The 17,414-nt window shown below is 48.3% G+C and carries 19 protein-coding genes; 8 read left to right on the plus strand and 11 right to left on the minus strand.

Going from position 1 to position 17,414, the window contains the following annotated elements:
• Window positions 1–102: 102 nt before the first annotated feature.
• From N530_RS0112965 to N530_RS0112980, 4 genes are all read right to left on the minus strand, one after another.
• Window positions 103–2,007 (minus strand): AAA family ATPase, encoded by a 1,905-nt coding sequence (locus N530_RS0112965; protein ID WP_026481031.1) that lies wholly within the window; start codon window positions 2,005–2,007, stop codon window positions 103–105.
• A gap of 11 nt (window positions 2,008–2,018) precedes the next feature.
• On the minus strand, window positions 2,019–3,191 hold the full coding sequence (locus N530_RS0112970; RefSeq protein WP_026481032.1) for a hypothetical protein: 1,173 nt from the start codon (window positions 3,189–3,191) through the stop codon (window positions 2,019–2,021).
• 26 nt (window positions 3,192–3,217) lie between these two features.
• Entirely contained in the window at window positions 3,218–4,306 is a 1,089-nt protein-coding gene (locus tag N530_RS0112975) for a hypothetical protein (RefSeq protein ID WP_026481033.1), read from the minus strand.
• 98 nt (window positions 4,307–4,404) lie between these two features.
• Window positions 4,405–5,019, minus strand: coding sequence for a thymidine kinase (locus N530_RS0112980; protein WP_026481034.1), 615 nt, complete (start codon window positions 5,017–5,019; stop codon window positions 4,405–4,407).
• Window positions 5,020–5,121: 102 nt separating this feature from the next.
• Here N530_RS0112980 and N530_RS18140 point away from each other — a divergent pair, with 102 nt between their 5' ends.
• Both N530_RS18140 and N530_RS0112990 read left to right on the plus strand, forming a co-directional pair.
• The gene (locus N530_RS18140; protein ID WP_051540948.1) at window positions 5,122–5,637 is read left to right on the plus strand and encodes a HugZ family protein; all 516 of its coding nucleotides are present in this window, start codon (window positions 5,122–5,124) and stop codon (window positions 5,635–5,637) included.
• Between the two features lie 4 nt (window positions 5,638–5,641).
• The gene (locus N530_RS0112990) at window positions 5,642–6,475 is read left to right on the plus strand and encodes an oxaloacetate decarboxylase (protein ID WP_026481035.1); all 834 of its coding nucleotides are present in this window, start codon (window positions 5,642–5,644) and stop codon (window positions 6,473–6,475) included.
• A gap of 12 nt (window positions 6,476–6,487) precedes the next feature.
• On the opposite strand, the gene N530_RS0112995 is transcribed toward N530_RS0112990, so the two are convergent.
• Window positions 6,488–7,696 carry a hypothetical protein gene (locus N530_RS0112995; RefSeq protein ID WP_162150961.1) on the minus strand — a complete coding sequence of 403 codons (1,209 nt, stop codon included), beginning with the start codon at window positions 7,694–7,696 and terminating at the stop codon, window positions 6,488–6,490.
• A gap of 137 nt (window positions 7,697–7,833) precedes the next feature.
• Window positions 7,834–8,433, minus strand: coding sequence for a DUF1134 domain-containing protein (locus N530_RS0113000; RefSeq protein ID WP_026481037.1), 600 nt, complete (start codon window positions 8,431–8,433; stop codon window positions 7,834–7,836).
• Window positions 8,434–8,693: 260 nt separating this feature from the next.
• Between N530_RS0113000 and chpT the strand changes: the two genes are divergently transcribed.
• Both chpT and N530_RS0113010 read left to right on the plus strand, forming a co-directional pair.
• Complete coding sequence (gene chpT / locus N530_RS0113005) at window positions 8,694–9,320, plus strand: histidine phosphotransferase ChpT (RefSeq protein ID WP_026481038.1); 627 nt, start codon at window positions 8,694–8,696, stop codon at window positions 9,318–9,320.
• A gap of 134 nt (window positions 9,321–9,454) precedes the next feature.
• Entirely contained in the window at window positions 9,455–9,811 is a 357-nt protein-coding gene (locus N530_RS0113010; protein ID WP_051540949.1) for a PleD family two-component system response regulator, read from the plus strand.
• An 80-nt stretch (window positions 9,812–9,891) separates the two neighbouring features.
• Here N530_RS0113010 and ctrA read toward each other — a convergent pair whose 3' ends face one another.
• Window positions 9,892–10,593: a response regulator transcription factor CtrA gene (ctrA, locus tag N530_RS0113015; RefSeq protein ID WP_018690115.1), complete on the minus strand. Its 702-nt coding sequence runs from the start codon at window positions 10,591–10,593 to the stop codon at window positions 9,892–9,894.
• Window positions 10,594–11,020: 427 nt separating this feature from the next.
• Between ctrA and N530_RS0113020 the strand changes: the two genes are divergently transcribed.
• Window positions 11,021–11,410, plus strand: coding sequence for a flagellar export protein FliJ (locus tag N530_RS0113020; protein ID WP_026481040.1), 390 nt, complete (start codon window positions 11,021–11,023; stop codon window positions 11,408–11,410).
• Between the two features lie 123 nt (window positions 11,411–11,533).
• Window positions 11,534–12,031, plus strand: coding sequence for a paraquat-inducible protein A (locus tag N530_RS18145; protein WP_051540950.1), 498 nt, complete (start codon window positions 11,534–11,536; stop codon window positions 12,029–12,031).
• Window positions 12,032–12,071: 40 nt separating this feature from the next.
• Here N530_RS18145 and N530_RS0113030 read toward each other — a convergent pair whose 3' ends face one another.
• The 3 genes from N530_RS0113030 to N530_RS0113040 form a co-directional block, all read right to left on the minus strand.
• Window positions 12,072–12,347, minus strand: coding sequence for a DUF1153 domain-containing protein (locus N530_RS0113030; RefSeq protein ID WP_018690118.1), 276 nt, complete (start codon window positions 12,345–12,347; stop codon window positions 12,072–12,074).
• 184 nt (window positions 12,348–12,531) lie between these two features.
• A complete protein-coding gene (locus N530_RS0113035) occupies window positions 12,532–13,257 on the minus strand; it encodes a sterol desaturase family protein (protein ID WP_026481041.1) in 726 nt (241 codons plus the stop codon).
• A gap of 111 nt (window positions 13,258–13,368) precedes the next feature.
• Entirely contained in the window at window positions 13,369–14,250 is an 882-nt protein-coding gene (locus N530_RS0113040; RefSeq protein WP_081773968.1) for an EamA family transporter, read from the minus strand.
• A gap of 82 nt (window positions 14,251–14,332) precedes the next feature.
• Between N530_RS0113040 and N530_RS0113045 the strand changes: the two genes are divergently transcribed.
• Complete coding sequence (locus N530_RS0113045) at window positions 14,333–14,821, plus strand: MarR family winged helix-turn-helix transcriptional regulator (protein ID WP_026481043.1); 489 nt, start codon at window positions 14,333–14,335, stop codon at window positions 14,819–14,821.
• A 58-nt stretch (window positions 14,822–14,879) separates the two neighbouring features.
• A complete protein-coding gene (gene mnmA / locus N530_RS0113050) occupies window positions 14,880–16,073 on the plus strand; it encodes a tRNA 2-thiouridine(34) synthase MnmA (protein WP_026481044.1) in 1,194 nt (397 codons plus the stop codon).
• A gap of 175 nt (window positions 16,074–16,248) precedes the next feature.
• Here mnmA and N530_RS0113055 read toward each other — a convergent pair whose 3' ends face one another.
• Complete coding sequence (locus tag N530_RS0113055) at window positions 16,249–17,391, minus strand: DegT/DnrJ/EryC1/StrS aminotransferase family protein (protein WP_026481045.1); 1,143 nt, start codon at window positions 17,389–17,391, stop codon at window positions 16,249–16,251.
• Between the last annotated feature and the right edge of the window lie 23 nt (window positions 17,392–17,414).

Raw genomic sequence — 17,414 nt, forward strand, 5'->3', positions numbered from 1 at the left:
AATATCATATAAATATATGCATCAAACAGTTCGCAAAATGTGAATATCCCCCTCTCCCCATATATGGGGAGAGGGGCAAAAAGTTTGAAGAACAACCCAAACCTACCAAGCCCCGCACTTTTTCATATCCTCAATCTCAACGATCGCTTTGCCGCGCTGGCGTTCGCGGCGGATGATTTCTTCTACGGCAGCATTGTCGGACTTATCGGTGTAACGGAATTCAGAATCCGCATAACGGTTGATTTCCTGCATCACCATATCCATCGTGAAAGGCTGACGCAGTTCAGCAATCATATCGCGCTTAGCGTCATAATCCTTATGCATGAAGGCTTCCGGCGTTTCGAACCACTCATCCGGCAGATCAATATCCATAGCACGCATTTTAATCGCATCGGTGACATTCTTGATCGCACGGCCCGTAAAGCGCGGCTCGACCTGTTTAATCATGTGCAAATAAGTGCCGACATCCGCCATAGTTTTTGGTTCGCCATGCTGCGCGATGAACCGATCATAAACATTCAAAAGCCCCTGCTCGGACGGTTTAGCACTGCCTGAATAAGCAGCGCTCACCGCTTCCTTAATCGCTTGCGCCTTGAACAGATCATGGTCGCCCAGTGGAATAGAGTGGTTCTTGCCAGCAAGCAGTGCAAAAATGTCGATATAATCGTCCTGCGTTTGCGGCCCATCCACCAACCAGCGCGCACCAGCACGTTGGCGCAGTGCATCATCCACATTTTCAGGATAGTTAGAGAACATGCCAAACGAGCAATTACCGCGCACCACCGTTGATGCGCCCGCAAAGCTTTCCATCAATACAGCCGTGACTTCTTGCTGACCAGCAGATGCACGATCATCGGAGCGCTTTGCCGCCACTTGGTCAATATCGTCAATCGTGCCGAAGCCGATGGCCTTGGGTGAAATCACATTATTGATAAAGCTTTTGCAGTTTTGGCCCGACTTACCTTGATAAGAAGAAATCTGGTCCACGCCGAAATTCTCATAGTGGAACGGATAGCCCGCCACCTGACAATAATCATTTACAAGGCCCGCAACCATCTGAATAAGGATCGTTTTACCTGTACCGGGCGCACCATCGCCGATAAATGTGAACAGAAAACCGCCAAGCTCAACAAATGGATTAAGCTGCCGATCAAAATCATAAGCGACCAGCATTTTCGCCAGCTTCATCGCCTGATACTTTGCAATGTGGTTGCCAACAATTTCGTTCGGCTTTTTAAACTGCATCGTCAGCGGTTTACGCTTTGCGCCGGGCGCAACATCAAAACCGTTTAGCGTGAAATCATCTTGCTCGACATGAATGTGATTATCTTCAAAACTGCCCAGCCCCGCAAAGCGCCCTTTGCGCTGAATCAAGCCTTCCAATGTCACGCGCGCATAGGCTTTGGCCCGTTGCAGCAATGCGGTATCATCCGGCGCGCCTTCAATCGCAGCACTTAAACCAGCAATCACCGATTTGACAGAATCCTGCGGCGTGTCGAACAAATAATCCGGTTCGTTCAAATCCTCGCCCGGCTCCGTATCGCTTTCCAGCATCTGACCCAAATAAGCAGCCAGCGTGAACGCGGCGATATAGGCCGAAGCAGCCATGAGCCGTTTAAAGTTCTCTGCGGTCTCACCGTCCAGCGGCGATGTGGCATTGCGTGCTGTCAACGCTTCAAGTTCGCTCTGGCGCGCAAACACATCTGAGACTGCCAGCGCCATCGCAGCGCCGCGGCGCGCACGGAAGGCAAGCGCATGCTGTTTGGGCGATAACATCGCATCATCAGAGCGCACGCTCTGAATGACTTTCATCAATTCGACTTCACGCGTTTTGCGCAAACCCGCAGTCGACACTGTCGAAATCATACGCCGGCGCGTGCCCGCAAGCTCGGTGCCAGACTTATCTGACGCCTGTTCAAGCACAACAAAACGCGTAACAAACGATTGCGCAACCGAGCGATGTTTTGCGATGTCCTGCTCATCAATGCGGGTCAAACCAACGTCCATACTACGCTCCTTTAGACATCGCTAATCACCTGCCCATTGGAGATGATGTGCGTTTTATAGCCTGCAAAAACCTTGTCGATTTCGCCTGCAGCATAAAGCGCTTGATAGGCTTCGTGAGGCACAAGCGCATGGTTCTCATAGGCAGAAACGCCCATGCGCGCGGCATCTAAATCATTGGTTTCAATGTGATATTCTTGGCGCGATGGCGTTGAAGACCAGAAGCCCTTTTTGCCAGCGCGTTCATTCTTGGAATAAACATCCTGAATGGTCCACGTTAAAAGCCAAGCATTTTTAGGGTTCGCCACACGGTCCAAAATTCGGTTTATGGTCTCGTTGTTTTCTGTAATACCGGTTGAGAAAAACGGCCCCAACACGATACGCCGCAATTGCTTGGGATGTAGCGTGTCGAACTCTTGGTCCATATTCGTGGCAATGGTTGTCGGCGACAATGAATAGGCTGAATTGGATTCTGCAAATTCATCAAATTTACGCGCCAGCGCCGGATTGAGCAGACCGCCAACGGGTAGCGGCACTTCCACATCCTCGCGCAAACGTCCATCTTTTCCGACCAATGTTTTGATCATATCAGGCGTTGAATCTTCTATCATCGCCGAATAGATCATCGGCAAATTCGAAACACCGTCAAACACGCCCCAATGGGTTAGATAATAAGGACGCCCCGTCTTAGGGTTTGCCGAAACCTTAGTTGTTTCAGGCAACACGAAGGGAGAGAAAACCTCTCCTTTCTGCACCGTTTCAAGATAAAGGCGTTCGGCCATTGTCTTTTGAAGTTCGCGCGGAAATGATTTTTGCCGCAAAATGAAGTCGGCCATTTCATCGCGCAAGACATCTGGCTCAGGAATAGAGGCGAGGCGGTTTTCTGCCGTCTGCCTGTCCTTTTCCAATTCAAGAACATTTTGAAAAATAGGAAAACCGCTATCAGAACGCGAAATCTTAAAACTCGGCTCATAATCGAGCCGGTTCTGCCAACTAGAAAACGAATTGTTTAGCCGCGCCAAATATTGCGTCACCGTTTGGGCAACCAGACCGTGCTTATAAAGCGGCGATCTGGAATCGCGCAAATAGATATCCAGCCCAGAAAGCGCAGCTTCAATCGAACTAAAATAGCGCGTGACTGCACTGGTGTCCGCGCTATTTGTATTCTTATTATTTGTCGTGCTCATGTGCAGGCGTTCCGGTTGGTTACGCCTTAGTTTTTCACATAATTGCCAGCGTCATGCTTGCGCATAACTTCTTCAAAACGGCGTGCAAAGGCATCATCGGCTAGCTTTTTGCGGCGTTGAATATCCGCCGTTGCAACCATATTGCCTTCATGCATTTCAAGCAGATCGCCAATATGTTTTTGCGCAGCAGCACCAATTCCCGCCATTGTGGTTTCAGCGGCCGTATCGACTTGGCTGCCAAGCGTGTTGATCTTATGCGCAACATCCTGCTGCGCTGCTGTTTTCAATGAATCTTCCAGCGATTTATAAAGCACGATGCGCTGCTCTGTATCAATCGTCAGCTTGTTGATCAGCGTGTTCTGCGCCGCAATCTGGTTGTTAAGCGAATCCACAAATGTCTGGAACATCGATGTGTAGCGCTCAAGCGTTTGGCTTTCAGCTAAGAGTTCCTGCTCTTTAGATTGCGCTTCATTATATTCAGTTGCCAGTTTCGAACGCTCCCCTTCAAGTTGGGTGCGGTCTTTCTGGTTGGTTGTCGCAGCAATCTTGTTCTCAATATCAAGCAATATCGGGTTCAATTCCTCAATGCGCGTCTGAGTTACCTCAAGATTATCCATTGTGGTTTTACGGCGTTCAATGACCGTGCGAAGCGAATTTTCTGAAGTCGCATAGCGCTCATCAAGAATATTCTTCTGGTTCTTCAAAATGCCGACAATCGTGTCAGACTTAGTAAGAAGCTCCTGCAGATTACCCGCAAGCGACATATTGCGCACGCGTTCAGACCGCATACGCTGCATGCGTTGCTTAGAAAACAGGCCAATGAATTTTTCCATGCCTGTATAGGATTTCATCGATTCAAATTCTGAACCGAACACATTGGTCGCATCTTCAAGCCCAATGATAAGGTCGGCCATATTGCCTTCCATCACCTTTTGTTGCTTGAGAACGTCCTGAATGCGGGCATTCTCGATATCAAATTGGGCATCGCCAATTTTCGCATCTGCTTCAGCAATCTTGTCTAGAACGTCGCCTGATTGCTTGATTTTGCCTTGCATATCTTGAACGACGTTTTTTGTGCGCTCTATTTCCGCATCAAAATTATACGTGACTGCCATAAATATTTCCTCGCCAATGCATCTTTGCTAAACTCTATATAATGGTTCAGCGTTTCAATTAGAAGACGTTGTTGCAAATACGTCAATAAAGCTTTTGCCTATGCTTTGGCAAAGCCAATCATATCTTCAGCGCGCACGCGGCCCATTTCTTCTTCCCAATGGGCACGGCAAAGCGAAACATATGTGTCGTTGCCGCCAATTTTAACCTGATCGCCTTCGCGCGTAACCTTGCCGTCGCCATCAAGACGCACCACCATAGTAGCCTTGCGCCCACAGCGGCAGATCGTGCGTACTTCGCGCAATTCATCGGCAATAGCCAGCAGAGTTTGCGACCCAGGAAATAGATTGCCTTGAAAATCAACCCGCAGACCATAGGCCATAATCGGCACATTCAACCGGTCCACAACACGGCCCAATTGCCAAACTTGCTCATGCGTAAGGAACTGCGCCTCGTCGATAAAAATACAATGGATGCGATCTCCCGATAAGCGCGCTTCGATCCGTGCGTAAAGATCATCGCCAGCCTCAAATGTTTCGGCCATTTCTTCAAGCCCAACACGTGATGCAATAACCCGTTCGCCTGCACGGTTATCCAACGCGGCAGTAAAGAGCATCGTCTTCATACCTCGTTCACGATAATTGTAAGAAGCCTGCAATAGCATGGTGCTTTTGCCAGCATTCATCGTTGCATAGTTGAAATAGAGCTTGGCCATTGCCGGTCCGTAATGTCATCCTGATAATTATGAGAATATGCAATAGCGGCCAAACTGTCACCTGCACAGCATGTTCATCAACAGGTCAAAGCGGAGTAATCGATGTCTGAAACTGCACAAACCAAAATTATCAGAGATACTGATATGGAAGCACTCAACCTTGTTGCCAAGATTATTATGGCCGCAAAGCATGGCGCACTTGCCGCATTTGAGAAAAATGGCCGTTTCCCGCACATCAGCCGTATTCAGCTTTCAACAAACGAAGAGGGTCAGCTGATTACATTGGTTTCTGATTTGGCACCGCACACGGCTTGTATGCGCGATAATCCGCATTGCGCGTTATTGATTGGCGAAACAGGCAAAGGTGATCCGCTCGCCCATCCGCGCATGTCGCTGGATGTTATTGCCAGCCAAGTGACGCACGGTTCGGCAGAATATAACACCATACGTGAGAGCCATTTGGCCCAGCACCCAAAAGCCAAGCTTTACGCCGATTTTGCTGACTTTTCATTTTTCAAACTTGCCCCGCAAAAGGCCAGCCTTAATGGCGGCTTCGGCAAGGCCTATAATTTAACCGAAGCAGAATTGATTGCAGCCATTACAAGCGATCAGGATTAAAACCATGACAACTCTTGCGCAGCGTCACGCAGATTTCCACGATCTTCACCAAAGCGGATGTTTTGTTATCCCAAACCCATGGGATATCGGTTCGGCAAAGCTCATGGCCGCTAATGGCGCGAAGGCTCTAGCAACAACAAGCGCAGGATTGGCTTTCACCTTGGGCGTGCCGGATATGGGCCGCATCACGCGCGATCAAGCATTATCCCACGCAGAAGATTTGATTCGCAACACAAATTTGCCCATATCGGGCGATTTAGAAAATGGCTTTGGTCACAGCCCCGAAGATGTAGCTGAAACAATTCGCCTTGCTGGTGAGGCCGGATTATCGGGATGTTCAATTGAGGATACTTATCTGGACGGCGAGATTAAAACCTACACGCTAGAAGAGGCAACAGACCGCATCGCGGCTGGTGCTAATGCAGCACGTGCGCTTGGCCGCCCATTTGTCTTTTGTGCACGCGCAGACGGCATTATGAATGGCACATATGATACTGACGAGGCTATCAAACGCCTGCAAGCATTTGAAAAAGCAGGCGCAGATCTGCTCTATGCGCCCCTGCCCCCATCAATGGATGCGCTTGCGAAAATTGTGCGCAGCGTAAACACGCCGATCAACGCTCTGGCAGCAGGACCATTTAGGCAATACAACGTTCAAGATTTTGCGAAAATCGGCGTTCGGCGCATCTCGGTCGGTTCAGCACTTGCGCGGGTAACCCATCATCACATTGTGCAAGCCACGGCTATGATGTGCAATGAAGGTGATTTTTCTGGTCTGAATAATGCAGCCAGCGGCGATGCGATTGATGCTATGCTGGAACGCGCAACACCGTCATAAGCGCCAGCGTAATCATTCAGCAGCCTTGGTGCTTTCTTTTAGCGCCTTGATACGATCTGCGAGACTAACAACACCATTGTTTTCATTAGCATCCTCGCTATCAAGCAATTTATGGATACGTGAATCCTTGCCCTCGACAATAGCAGTCATATGAACAACTTCCGCCGCTAATTGGCTGAGTTGGTCACGAAGCAAATCATCACCCTTGGCACTGCCAACAGCACTTGGCGACATGCTTAGTCCCGCACCTTGCGGCGCAGAGGATTTACCGGTGCTCGACTTTAACTCAAGTTCCATTTGTGCGAGTTTAGCTTGCAATTTTTCAAGCGCCACTTCTGGATCAACATCGCCCGTTAGCTTGGACATGCGATTAAAACGCAAAGTATAATCGACCAATTCGCGTTCAAGTTCGATGCGCTCTTCGCTACTATCGGCAAGACGCATTTCCAACTCATTGGCATCAGCGCGTGCGCCCATTTTCTTCTCACGCAAACGCTCCAACTCGCGCTCACGCCGCGCAACTTTGGTCTCAAGATCAGAGTTTTTGGCAACAAGACGCTCATATTTCTTTTCAAGTTCTTTTGCGCGCGCGCGCTCATTCTTGAGCAATTCTGCCTGACTACGGCTATCATTGCGCGTCTCACGGACAAGTTCTTTATCACTCAGGCGCTTGTCACGCAGGTCAGCAACAGTTGCCATCAATGTCGATTCACGCAGCTCCAATTGCTTTTCGCGCTCTTCATAAGAAGCAATGCGCGCTTCTGCCTCTTTATACATGCGGGCAAGACTTTCGACTTCGCCTGTGCGTGCAGAAAGCTCGGCCTGCGTTGTTGAAAGGCCAAATTGCGTATCATTCAAAGCATTTTCGCGTTCTGACAATTCAGTGCGAAGGTTTGAAACCATCTCATCCATTTCAGACAATTTTGCATCTCTTTCAGCAATAGAGGCTTTAAACGCTTTGATCTGCTCGTTTTGATTGGCAACGACGCTGGCCTGTTGTGAATATTTTTCCCGCTGTTTGGAAAGCGCTATCTCAACTTTTCGCTGCGCGATAGCATGCTCAGCGCGAAGCTTGTCTTTTTCGGCCTGCAACTCGTTGGCAGTCAGCGGAATAGAGCTTTCAATGCGCTTGCGGGTCAAAAAAACAGCACGGCGCCATATCGCCGGTGCGATGATAAGCGCAAGAAATCCAGCAACTAAAAACCCTAGTAGAAAAAACAAACCAGATTGTATCAACGCGAAAACCTCACCATCGGCGCTTCATGTACCATATATGCACATATGTTTCCTATATTACACCGCATTAAAAAGGGCCGCAAATGCGACCCTTAAAAGTGGTTACTATCAAAGTCAGAAACTTAAAATGGGTTCCAAGTCGGCATTGGTGTCAGCTTAAGATAGCCAATCGACACACCAAGACGTGCACCAACACCTGTGCGTACAGGCACAAGCAGAATATTATTGCGTTTAAGCACATGCATACCAACACCTGCGATCAGATAAGCAGAGCCCTGAACACCGCCATAGCGGCCATGCAATGCATCAACACTATCCAAATTATAGACCAGCATCATCGTGCGTGCGCCATCACCGCCATAGTCAAAGCCAATGGATGGCCCTTGCCAGAAAACATTATGGTCGCCGACATTCTTAGTATGCAATGTACCTTCGCCATAAGTCAGGCCGCCAATAAAGGCGCCGCTTCCTTCTTGGCCAAGAACATAACCATTTGGCATGCCATAACGCGCAAATATTTGTTCAATCGTTTGTGCAACAGCACTAGACGTACTGCCAAAAAAACGATGGCCAGCATCGACCATTTCGCCAAGTGCATATGTGTCAGGGCGTGTCTGCGCCACAGCTTTACTTGGTAAAAGCGCAACCATCACCATGGAAAGAAACGCTGCAACAGCCGCAATCAGGCGAATATTGGACTTCGTATAGGATAAATTTCGCATCTTTACTGTCCTTACTCTCAACGAACCCGCACAATAATCGCAAAGCGGGGCAAAATATGTAAAATGGCGATTTGTCATCATCATTTGTATTATTCAAATTACACAGATGAAGTTTCCACTTTATTAAGGAAAAATTGCACCTTTTTAGTTAACCAAGACACAGGTTTTCGAAACCAGAATCAGGGCAATGTTGCTCTACACTGACCGTACCGATAGGTTCTCTACCTATCTACAATGTTGATTTGAAAGATGGACTTCTTATGGCTCTTGTTGAACTCTCTGCCTCCGATCTTGCTTCCCTCCTTTGCAGCCGTGTTTGCCACGATGTGATTTCACCGGTTGGTGCGATTAATAATGGGCTTGAACTGCTGGATGATGGCGGTGCTGATGAAGATGCGATGGATCTTATCCGCCAAAGTGCAATAAGCGCCTCAGCGCGGTTGCAATTTGCACGTATAGCCTTCGGTGCAGCCGGCTCTGCCGGTGTACAGATCGATACTGGCGACGCACAAGCCGTCGCAGAAAATTACCTTAAGAACGAAAAACCAGAATTCACCTGGAACGGCCCGCGCGCATATCTGGGCAAAAACAAGGTGAAACTGATCTTAAACATGATTTTGATTGGTATCGGCTCTATACCGCGCGGCGGAAGTCTCGATCTCGATCTTCAAGTCGAAGGCGAAGAATGTAGCTTTACGCTCACCGCGTTGGGCCGCATGAAACGCATTCCGCAAAAATTCCAAGATTATATAGACGGCCGCATGGGTGAAGACGCGATTGATGCCCATTCTGTCCAATATTATTATACCATTCTTTTGGCTAAAGATGCCGGAATGGAAATCAAGATTCATATGGATGACGACAAGGTCGTCTATTCAGCGAAGTAGTATTTAACGCCCCAATATCAGAATCTGCACAGGTCGGTAAAATTTTACCGATCTGTTTTTACTTTTTTTCAGCTCTCTTTGCTATTCATGGCTCAAGGATAGACTGAGTAAAGGGTAAGATGATGGAAGTTTGTATGGTTTTGGACGCTTCAAGCGTCATACGTAAAGTAGCAAAGCGCATTCTGACAAGCGAAGATATGGTTGTTGTGGAAGCAAAAAACAGCGCTGAGGCCATTTCAATGGCTTCTGCACAAATGCCCGACTATATTATTGTTGATGCAGGCATGAATGAAGGCCAGTCCGAAGATCTTATTCGCCAGCTCCGTACATTGGACCGCAAAAAAGACGCAAAAATCATCTGCTGCATGACGCAGGTTGACCTTGCTAGCATGATGCGCGCCAAACGCGCTGGTGCAGACGAATTTTTGCTCAAGCCCTTCGACCGAAAACAGCTTATGAGCCAGTTTCGCACGATACGCAAAGCAGCTTAAATTTCAGCTTTCAAATCTCAAAAACAAACCCGCTCAGCACAAGCTAAGCGGGTTTAATTCAAAAGAAATTTGCTTGAAAATTAAGCGATTTCTTGAAGTTCGTTTGCTTCAGGATCGCGCAATACGTAGCCGCGGCCCCAAACGGTCTCAATAAAGCCTACGCCACCTGATGCAGAATCAAGTTTCTTACGAAGCTTACAGATAAACACGTCGATAATTTTCAGTTCCGGCTCATCCATACCGCCATATAGGTGGTTAAGGAACATTTCCTTGGTGAGCGTTGTGCCTTTGCGCAATGAAAGCAACTCAAGCATCTGATATTCTTTACCAGTGAGGTGTACGCGCTGGCCGCCCACTTCAACTGTTTTCGCATCCAGATTCACAACCAGATCGCCCGTTGTAATAACAGATTGGGCGTGGCCCTTGGAGCGGCGAACAATCGCATGGATCCGCGCTACCAATTCATCCTTATGGAATGGCTTTGTCATATAGTCATCGGCACCAAAGCCGAGGCCGCGCACCTTATCTTCAATACCGGCCATACCGGATAGAATTAGGATCGGCGTTTTAACTTTCGACAAACGCAAAGTGCGAAGCACTTCATAACCGGACATATCCGGCAAATTTAAATCGAGTAGGATAATGTCATAATCATAGAGCTTGCCTAGATCGACACCTTCTTCCCCTAAATCCGTCGTATAAACATTAAAGCTTTCCGACTTGAGCATCAGTTCGATGCTCTGGGCGATCGCACTATCATCCTCAATCAGCAAAACACGCATTGTATTCCCCTTGTCCAGCATACGCTCGGGCCATAACCGTGGCTCCTACGTCTCTGCAAATCACCCTGCCACCGAATGGTTAACAAATTATATTCCGGTAATGCAAGCCTTCAAACTTTATTAAGTGAATCAATGAAGTTATTGATTTATTTACCATAATTTACGCAATTATTTTGAATCTTTTTATAAAGAAACGGACGTAAATGAATCAAATGACTCAACAATTCTCTTAATTACGACAATTAAGTGAAAGTTCTCCAATCGGTTTACTCCCCCTTAAAGGTTGAGAAGTATCATTAACGCAGGACGTAAACGAAAAGTTACCAAATTCGCGTGTTTTGCAAATTTGCACCTTTTATTAAGTTTTATGTCTGGTGTTTGTGTACGGGCCTACAATGAGCCCGAAATGGTTTTGGAGTAATGCGTAATGAAACCTAGAGACAATATGATCCGTCTCAAGCAATTTCAGGTAACTGAAAAGCATCGCCAAGTGATGCAGCTGGAAACAATGATTAGTGAATTCGAACGGATGGCAGGCGAGCTCGATCTTCAAATACAAAATGAAGAAAAAAAGAGCGGCGTTACGGACATCGAAAACTTCGCATACCCTACATTTGCAAAAGCAGCGCGGGTACGCCGAGACAATCTATTTAATTCCATTAAAGATCTAAAGACTCAAAAAGAGTCTGCCGAAGAGCTTTTACTGGAAGCAGAAGCAGAGCTTCAAAAGGCTGAAAAGCTGGAAGTGCGTGAAGCACGCGGCACTGTTGAGCCAGAACCACAGAATAAATACGATCGACACGCCATGATTGGCTGAGCATTTTCGTTCAGGCATTGATGACACAGACACAAAATCGTGCAGTGTGAAGACATCTTCGCACTGCACGATTTTGCGCATTTATAACTTGCCTGCCATCATTTGCACCCCTATCTGCTGGATATGCGAATTTTAGCCGGACTACTTATCACGATTGCTGCCTTTTGTTTTGCGCTGGGCACAACATTGCCGCTTCTGCAAATGGAGCGACTTTTCTTTTTAACAGACCGCCCTTCTCTGTTTGCGATTGTTAATGGGCTTTTTTCCTCAGGTGATATTGCGCTTGGACTTTTAGTCGGCGGCGTATCGCTGGCATTTCCGGCAACCAAACTTCTCGCTCTGGCGGGCATGTTATCAGCTAAAAATCTAAATCAAATCACCGCGCACCGTGCCGGCACTTGGCTCGGCATCATTTCAAAATGGTCAATGCTGGATGTGCTGCTTGTTGCGCTTACAATTTTTGCGGCAAAGACATCTGGTTTAGCCGCAGCAATTTCGCAGCCCGGCCTTTGGTTTTTCGCAGCCTCAACGCTGACCAGCGCAATTGCGGCATCCATCGTCAAGCGCGAGCTGAATCAAGATGCAAAAGCGCCGCCCTCATTAACCGAAAGCGACGCTTGAAACTTTTCACTTCGCCCAACAAAGCAGGCGAAAAGAATTTTTAGTGACGGTATTGCTGAATACGCGTTGTGCGCAAACCAGCCAATCCATTTTCTTCGATAGACGCCTGCCAGGAGAGATACTCCTCGACAGTCAGCGTATAACGGGCGCAAGCCTCATCGAGGCTTAGAAGGCCACCGCGCACGGCAGCCACAACCTCTGCCTTACGGCGAATTACCCAGCGACGCGTCGATGCTGGTGGAAGATCATTGATCGTTAACGGACTACCGTCTGGGCCAATGACATATTTTACGCGTGGTCTAATCTGTTCGGTCATACTACTCTCTACAAAACTAACGACCTTCAATTCTTGATCCACAATACGGCCACAGTTTTAAAAAAGCGCTAACTCGAGTGTAAGGAGTTGGTAAGATGTATGAATCAATTCCTGCACATCTGTCTCATATTCGCACGCAGGAAAATCGCAGCGCAGAGCAAAGCTAACCGCCAATAGGCCAGCATTAAACGTGAGCAGCGCGTTCGATCTCTTCTGCACTCAAACCATATTTATGACTGAAATGCTGACGGGCTTTGATAAGGCGCTCATCATTGGGCCGCATGCCTAGCGTTCGAATAAACTCAACCCGCTGCTGCCTTTTAAGCGCTTCTCTATCGATGGCCGTACCCATTGCTTTATCTATGATTTGGCCGCCCGGAGAGACATGAAACCATTTTGAAAAATCACGGAAATGGTGCTGGTTGTGAAGCGTCGTCACATGCCGCTCAACCCATGTTTTACGCACCGTTAAATGCGCCGTCATGTGAAACCATTCATAGCAAAGAAAAGTGCCGACCCCGCCAATCAGCACGATAGACGCTGCAATAGACAAAGCATCTTGCGGAACGATGAGCGATAAAACGGCCCATACGACTGCGAAGTTAATGATTAACACCGGAATGGAAACCCAGATTGGTGCGAAAAATAATTTCTTATTGGTAGGAAAATCATGGTGCCCATAATGCGCCTGATACAGCACATTAAATAAACTCTGTTTTTCCGGCGGCGGCAGATGAAAAATAAATCGGTGCAATGAATATTCATTGAGCATTTGCGCAGGCACGCCAAGAAAAACAAAAAGCACAGCCCACCACGGTCCGTTCAAACCAAGAATAATGATTCCGGCTATCAGCGCACAAATCATGGGAACAATCGAATTATGTGAAAAGATGAGTGATAGCCTGCTCATAAACGCCTCCCAGCGCAACTTACCTTTACGTCTGCGTAAAGCGTAGCTTTTCCAATACATGACATCAAGGGACTATGAAGCGCCGAGAATTTGCGTGAGCATATCAAGACATCACTTAGACATGGCAGGCTTGAGTACAACTCTATTAGGCCGCAACGCATATTGTCCCGCAATCACGCTCAACAGCACAATACCAACACCAAATAATTGCAACGCACTGAGACTTTCGCCCAAAATAAACCAGCCCAACAATGTTGCAACCAGCGGACTTAGAATGCCTAAAATTGCAACGCTTGAAGGATTGAGGCTGGCAATCCCGCGAAACCAAAGCAGATATGTAAAGGCTGCACCGACCAAGCCTAAATATGCAATGCCAGCAAAATTGGTCAGTGAAAAATCACTCCACTGCCCTTCGACAAAAAACAATGTCGGCAACAGCAAAATACCACCGGCAGTTAATTGCCATGCCGTAAAAGTTAAAGGCGGCACCGGTGGCTGCCATTTTTTACTCATAACAGTGCCCAATGCCATGGAGGCAGAGCCGATCAATGCTGCGCCAATTCCAAATAAATCGAGGCTCGCCTTTGGCGTTAAAATAAGCAGTGCCACCCCCAACATGCCCGCCATGACCGCGACAATTGATAATAGCTTTATCGGTGTCCCAATTATCAAGCGTGCAGCGAAGATGACAATAAACGGCTGCAAAGAGCCCACAACAGCAGCAACCCCGCCCGGCAATCGATAGGCCGCGATAAATAGCATCGTCCAAAAGATAGAAAAATTGAGCGCCCCAAGCAAAAATATTTTGGCAATCCACCAGCCCTTCGGCAGCTGCCTCACAATAATCAGCAAAATAATGCCCGCAGGCAACGCGCGTAAAAGCGAAACAATAAGCGGGTCAATGAGCGGTAGAAACTCGGTCGCTACAATGTAGCTGCTCCCCCAAATAGCAGGCGCTAACGCTGTTAAAGCAATATCACGGGCGTAGGACATTTTGTGCATCTCTATTTTATCTTGACGTCAAGATAAATGAATATATCTTGACGTCAAGACATTATTATGTGACTTAATTTCCATGGATGAAGTTGATTTAATTATCGCCCAATGGGCCAAGCAACGACCCGAGCTGAATACACGCCCCATGGCATTGATCGGCCGTTTAATGCGTGTGTCACATGTGCTGGCAGCTGAAATGGGTAAAACCTTTGCCAAGCATAATCTGAACGGGCCAAGCTTTGATGTGCTCGCAACACTTTTGCGCTCCGGCCCGCCGCATGCTCTTTCACCAAATGATTTGCTGGCGACGATGATGATTACGTCTGGAACCATGACCAATCGTATTGACCGCCTTGAACAAGCAGGACTTGTAAAACGCATTCAAAATCAAAACGATAAGCGTAGTGTTCTGATCGCGCTAACAGAGCAAGGAAAAACACTTATTGAAAAAACAGTGACGGCCCATGTGGAAACACAGGAAAAACTCGTCTCCCCGCTCACCGATGAAGAGCAGGCAACTTTCAACAAGCTGCTCATCAAATATTTGTCTGCCAACGAGAACGTGTAGCCCACCCTTTCAATCGCATCAAAAAACCACTATATCGGCCACTTGAAATGGAGCCGATATGCGTAACTCGCTCGACATTGCTAAAAAGCCAGAAGATACCCGCGTGGTCGTTGCCATGTCGGGTGGTGTGGATTCGTCTGTTGTAGCAGGCCTTTTGCATAAAGAAGGCTACGAAGTCATTGGCATTACGCTCCAACTTTATGACCATGGCGAAGCAACACGCCGCACCGGATCATGCTGTGCTGGCCAAGACATTGATGATGCGCGCCGTGTGTGTGAAACACTCGGTATTCCGCATTATGTGCTCGATTATGAAAGCCGTTTTCGTGACGCCGTCATCGATGTGTTTGCCGACAGCTATATTGCAGGCGAAACACCCGTGCCTTGCATCTCATGCAATCAGACCGTGAAATTTGCCGATCTTTTGAAAACAGCAAAAGAGTTGGGCGCAGATTGCCTTGCGACCGGCCACTACATTAACTCGGTTGAAAAAGGCAATCGCCGCGTTTTAACCCGCCCTGTCGACGCTGACCGCGACCAGAGCTATTTCCTGTTTGCCACAACGCAAGATCAAGTGGACTATGTGCGCTTTCCGCTCGGCAATATGACCAAAGACGAAACGCGCCGCCACGCCGCTGATATGGGCCTTGTCGTTGCCGATAAGCCCGACAGTCAGGACATTTGCTTTGTACCAGACGGCAAATATGCCGATGTCATCACCAAGCTGCGCCCAAATGCTGCGCTTGCCGGTGATATTGTGCATATTGATGGACGCCTGCTCGGCCAGCATGAAGGCATTTTGCACTATACTATCGGCCAGCGCCGCGGCCTTGGTGTTTCGGTTGGCGATCCGCTTTACGTTGTTAAAATTGATGCCCGCACCCGCCGCGTGATTGTCGGCCCTGTCGAAGCGCTGGAAACACGCCTGTTAGAATTGCGCGATGTGAACTGGCTCGGCGATATGCCACTCGATGAAATACCGGAAGGCGGCACAGAAGTGTTGGTGCGCATACGCTCAACCCGTCCGCCGCGCCCTGCCCGTATATTTAATGAAGATGGCATGATTACTGTCGAAGTCATTGACGGCGAACAGGGTGTTTCACCTGGTCAGGCTTGCGTATTTTATGATGGGCATGGCGCTGGATCGCGCGTTCTAGGCGGCGGCTTTATTAATAAAACCCGCCGCGCGGAGCATGTGGAAGTTCAGCTTGCTGCCTTGATGGAAAATCCAAAAAATATAGCCGCTGAATAATGCACTTTCCCTTCTCCCGTTTACGGGAGAAGGTGGGCAAAACGGTTCACTAACCGGTTTGCTCGGATGAGGGTAACGATTTCAATCCCTCAGTCGCCCGCTCAATTTCATGTATTTACAAGACAATTTCAAACAATATGCCGCACGAAGCGAGAGATCACGGCGAAATATTCATTTAACCAGAAACCACCTTCAAACCATTGCGGCCAACATAATTGCGGATTTCAGAAATCACCAAATCCTGATCTTCTTCAGTCAGATATGGGTGCATCGGCAAACACAAAATGCGTGATGGCTTGGCTTCCGTTGCCGGCAAACCTTGTGGTGCCCACGGATATTTCGAATAAGCAACCTGCATGTGCAGCGGCTTGACATAATAGACAACCGAGGGAATTTCTTTTTCGCTCAAATGTGCGCGAAGCCCATCGCGGTCATCGGTTTCAATCGCATATTGCGCCCACGCTGAACGCTGACCGTCCACATTACATGCCGCTTGAACCACATCGCTAAGCTCGCTGTGATAGCGTGCAGCAATCCGGTTACGCGCTTCCATCTCGTCTTCAAGAATATCCATTTTCTTGAGCAAAACAGCAGCCTGTATTGTGTCCAACCGCGATGTCAGGCCGATACGCACATTGTCGTACTGGCTCTGGCCTTTGCCGTGAAATGCAACCGAACGCATGATCTCGGCATGGATCGCATCATTGGTCATGATCGCGCCGCCATCACCATAACAGCCAAGCGGTTTTGCCGGATAAAAGCTTGTCGCCGCCACATCGCCAAACGAGCCGCAATAAGCGCCATTTGATGTTGCGCCCAGCGCTTGTGCAGCATCTGAAATCACACGCAGACCATGCTTCGCAGCGATAACACCAATGGCCTCATAATCAGCAACAGCGCCAAATAGATCAACAGGAATGATCGCCTTCGGCTTCAAGCGGCCTTCCGCTTCAATCATCTGAATAGCGGCTTCAAGCGAGGCCGTGTCCATCAAATAGGTTTGAGGGTCGATATCAATAAACACAGGCTCAGCGCCAGCAAGCGCAACAACCTCAGCTGTCGACGCAAATGTAAAGCTTGGCACAAACACAGCGTCGCCGCGGCCAATGCCCCACGCCATAAGCGGGATCAATAGCGCGTCGGTTCCGCTTGCACAGCCAATCACATGATTAACGCCAACATAGTCAGCAAGGCGTTTTTCAAACTCGGCAACTTGCGGCCCAAGGATGTAAGCACCGCCCTTAACGACATCCATGATTGCGTTTTCAAGATCAACGCCAAGACGTGCGCGCTGTGCTGCAAGGTCGATAAACTGCATATTATCCCCGATAGAACCGACAA

The organism is Ahrensia sp. 13_GOM-1096m (genome assembly GCF_000620605.1).
Taxonomy (GTDB): Bacteria; Pseudomonadota; Alphaproteobacteria; order Rhizobiales; family Rhizobiaceae; genus Ahrensia; species Ahrensia kielensis.